This window comes from Mycobacterium sp. (assembly GCF_049673265.1).
Taxonomy (GTDB): Bacteria; Actinomycetota; Actinomycetes; order Mycobacteriales; family Mycobacteriaceae; genus Mycobacterium.
Genome location: NZ_JBATXN010000493.1, coordinates 1 through 3324, shown reverse-complemented (window position 1 = coordinate 3324; position 3324 = coordinate 1). Strand labels below are relative to the sequence as shown.

Sequence of the window (3324 nt, the reverse complement as noted above, 5' to 3'; positions counted from 1 at the left end):
GGGTGACGCCGATGCTTTTCCGTAGCGCCTAGCGGCCGAAGCCGAGCCGGTCGGTGATCGCCACGACAGCGGCGGCAACCTGCTCCGCCGACGGTGCCCGGGTCGGGGCGCTGGACGACACGACACCGAACATCACGGCGCGGCCCGACTCGACGAATTCCGCGACGGCATCCAGATCGGCCGCCTCAAGCGTCGCCACGTCGACCGAGACTGCTGCAATACTGCTGCGCTGCAACACTTTCCACGGCAATGCGACGGCGCAGCTGTGCACGGACACCTCTGCGCCCGCCGCGTCCGCGCAGGTGTCCAGCAGTGAGGTGGCCAACGTCTCGTCGATGGGGGCCACCGGGCTCAGCGCGGTGACCCCGGTCAACCGTCCGGTCACCGCCGCCGTCAGCGACGGTTCGTCGAATTGCACGACTACGGGCGTGTCGAGTCGACGGGACACCGCGGCCCGATGCTCGCCGACACCTTCGGCCAGTGAAGCCGCGATGTCATGCAGGGCACCACGATCTGTGATCGCCCGATGCCCGTTGGCCAGTTCCAGCTCGGCGGCCAGGGTGATCGGCCCGGGCGCCTGAACCTTGACCGGCCGCCCGCTGCCCCGCAACCCCGCGATCTCCCACGCCTCTTCCAGCGCGTCGATGTCTTCGTCGAGCAGGCTGATCGCCCGCCGCGTGACCGCGCCCGGGCGGGCTGCCAACCGGTAGCCGCGGGGAACGGTGTCAATGGCCACGTCGATCAGTAGCGCACCGGCCCGCCCGACGATGTCGGCGCCCACTCCTCTGGCGGGCAGCTCGACGAGGTGGGCCATCGCGGCGCCCAATTCACCGACGACGACCTCGGCCGCTTGCCGCGCGGCGGTGCCCGGCCATGAACCGGTGCCGCTGGCGGTTGCGAAAACGCTCACCGGCCAACCGTATTCGATGGGGTTGCGGGTGCCCCCTGCCAGGGTCTGTCTGCGCGATTAGGCTCGAACCCAACGAAAGATGGAAAATGTGACGTCACGATTGCTGGTGTTGTGTGGTGCGGCCCTGCTGGCCGCCGCTTGCACCCGCATGACGGACGGCACCGCGGTACTGCCATTCGGCGCCGGACCTAATTTTTCCGGGGTTGACGTCGACCGCGTCTTACTCGATCAGAACCGCATGCGCGCGATCACCGGCGCTGACGAGCACCTCACGATCATCCCGTCGATGGACGGCAAATCCCCGGTCGACATTGAAAGACTCGCCGAGACTGCACCGCCGCAGTGCCGGTTCGTCTACGAGGACACCGCCACCTTCGGGCCCGACGTCGAAGAGTTCCACAAGACGACGTTCCAATACCCACCTCGCGGCGGGCTGATCTCCGAAGGCGCCGCCGCCTACCGCGATGCCACTACCGCACATCACGCATTCGAGGGGCTAGTGACAACCGTCAGAGACTGTGCGAACACCAAGGAAGGTACGGGGTTCGTCGGCCCGTGGATCTCCGATGAACAGTCACTGCAGACTCGCCCCGGCGACTGTGGACGCGATTATGAAGTCAAGTCCGCGGTGTTGATGGAGGTCACCTTCTGCGGATTCCCGGAATCGGTGTCGACGATAGTGATCACCAATATTGCCGCCAACGTGCCCGGCTAGCCCGCGGGAGGCGACAGGTCAGGACGACGCGGCGATCGTGGCGCTTCCGATTACCTCGTCGCCGTCCGGGTCGGGCCGGTACAGCACCAGCGTCTGCCCCGGCGCGACACCGCGCAGTGGGGTGCGCAGCCGGACCACAAGCTCATCGCCGGCCAACTCGGCGACCGCGTCGACGGTCTCACCGTGCGCACGCACCTGCACCGCGCACTCGATGGGACCTGTCGGTGAAGTCCCGGCCGTGAAAACCGGCCGCTGCCCGGTCAGCTGCCGCACGTCTAAGTCGGCCGCCGAACCCACCTGGACGGTGCCGCTGTCGGCGTCGATCGCGGTGACGTAGCGCGGCTGGCCGTCCGGGCCCGGGCCGGCAATGCCCAGTCCCTTGCGCTGGCCGATGGTGAAACCGTGCACCCCGTCATGGCCGGCCAGCACGGTCCCCCGCTGGTCGACGACCGACCCGCGGCGCACCCCGATCCGGGAGCCCAAAAACGCGCGGGTATCCCCGGACGGGATAAAGCAGATGTCGTGGCTATCCGGCTTGTCCGCGACCGCCAGGCCGCGGCGGGCCGCCTCGGCGCGAATCTGCACCTTCGGGGTATCCCCGATCGGGAACGCGGCATGGCGCAGTTGATCGGAGGTCAGCACCGCCAGCACATAGGACTGGTCCTTGTCCCCGTCGACAGCGCGGCGCAGCCGCCCATCGGAGAGGCGGGCGTAATGTCCGGTGGCCACCGTGTCGAAACCCAACGCCAACGCACGTGCCGCCAGCGCCGAGAACTTGATCCGCTCGTTGCATCGTACGCACGGGTTGGGAGTCTCACCGCGAGCGTAGGACGACACGAAGTCGTCGATGACGTCTTCTTTGAACTTGTCGGCGAAATCCCATACATAGAACGGGATTCCGAGGACGTCGGCGACCCGCCGGGCGTCGCCGGCGTCTTCTTTGGAACAACAGCCCCGCGAGCCGGTACGCAATGTGCCAGGTGCCTGTGACAACGCCAAATGCACGCCGACCACATCGTGTCCGGCGTCGACCATCCGTGCGGCGGCGACCGACGAATCGACGCCGCCGCTCATCGCGGCGAGCACCTTCATCGCGACACTCCGGCGGCGGCCAGCGCGGCATGCCGGGCCCGGGCCACGGCGCCGGGCAGTACCCGTAGCGCGGCATCGACATCGGCGTCGACGCTGGTGTGCCCCAACGACAATCGCAGCGATCCACGGGCACTGGCAGGCTCAGCGCCCATCGCGAGCAACACGTGTGAGGGCTGCGGCACTCCGGCGGTACACGCCGAGCCGGTCGAGCATTCGATCCCGTTGGCGTCCAGCAACATCAGTAGCGCATCGCCCTCACACCCGTCGAAGGTGAAGTGCGCGTTGCCCGGTAGGCGTCGCGAGCCGGCAGCACCGTTGAGGCGGGTATCTTCGATGCCAGCCAGCACACCATCGACCAGACGATCGCGCATTAGCTGCATCCGCGCGCTGTTGGCCTCCAGTCCGTCAACGGCAAGCTGCATCGCGGCAGCCATACCGACTGCGCCCGCGACATCGGGAGTGCCAGAACGAATGTCGCGGTCCTGGCCGCCACCGTGTGACAGCGGCACGCAGCCCACGTCGCGACGCAGCAGCAGCGCACCCACACCGGGCGGGCCGCCGAACTTGTGGGCGGCCACACTCATCGCGGACAGCTGGCTGGCACCGA

3 protein-coding genes and 1 pseudogene are annotated in these 3324 nt (G+C 67.9%); 1 reads left to right on the top strand and 3 read right to left on the bottom strand.

Features of this window, described 5'->3' with window-relative positions; translation table 11 throughout:
* Window positions 1–31: 31 nt before the first annotated feature.
* A pseudogene (locus tag WBF82_RS17090) lies at window positions 32–910 on the bottom strand (methionine synthase); the annotation flags it as partial.
* Window positions 911–989: 79 nt separating this feature from the next.
* Here WBF82_RS17090 and WBF82_RS17085 point away from each other — a divergent pair.
* Window positions 990–1625 carry a sensor domain-containing protein gene (locus tag WBF82_RS17085; RefSeq protein ID WP_424384153.1) on the top strand — a complete coding sequence of 212 codons (636 nt, stop codon included), beginning with the start codon at window positions 990–992 and terminating at the stop codon, window positions 1623–1625.
* A gap of 18 nt (window positions 1626–1643) precedes the next feature.
* Here WBF82_RS17085 and mnmA read toward each other — a convergent pair whose 3' ends face one another.
* On the bottom strand, window positions 1644–2717 hold the full coding sequence (gene mnmA / locus WBF82_RS17080) for a tRNA 2-thiouridine(34) synthase MnmA (protein ID WP_424384152.1): 1074 nt from the start codon (window positions 2715–2717) through the stop codon (window positions 1644–1646).
* Window positions 2714–3324, bottom strand: a 611-nt coding sequence (locus WBF82_RS17075; RefSeq protein ID WP_424384151.1) for a cysteine desulfurase family protein, incomplete at its 5' end; no start/stop codon positions are given. The genes WBF82_RS17075 and mnmA, both read right to left, overlap by 4 nt.

Coding starts and splice junctions, on each gene's coding strand:
- WBF82_RS17085 (WP_424384153.1), top strand. CDS start 990: ATGGAAAATGTGACGTCACGATTGCTGGTGTTGTGTGGTGCGGCCCTG.
- mnmA (WP_424384152.1), bottom strand. CDS start 2,717: ATGAAGGTGCTCGCCGCGATGAGCGGCGGCGTCGATTCGTCGGTCGCC.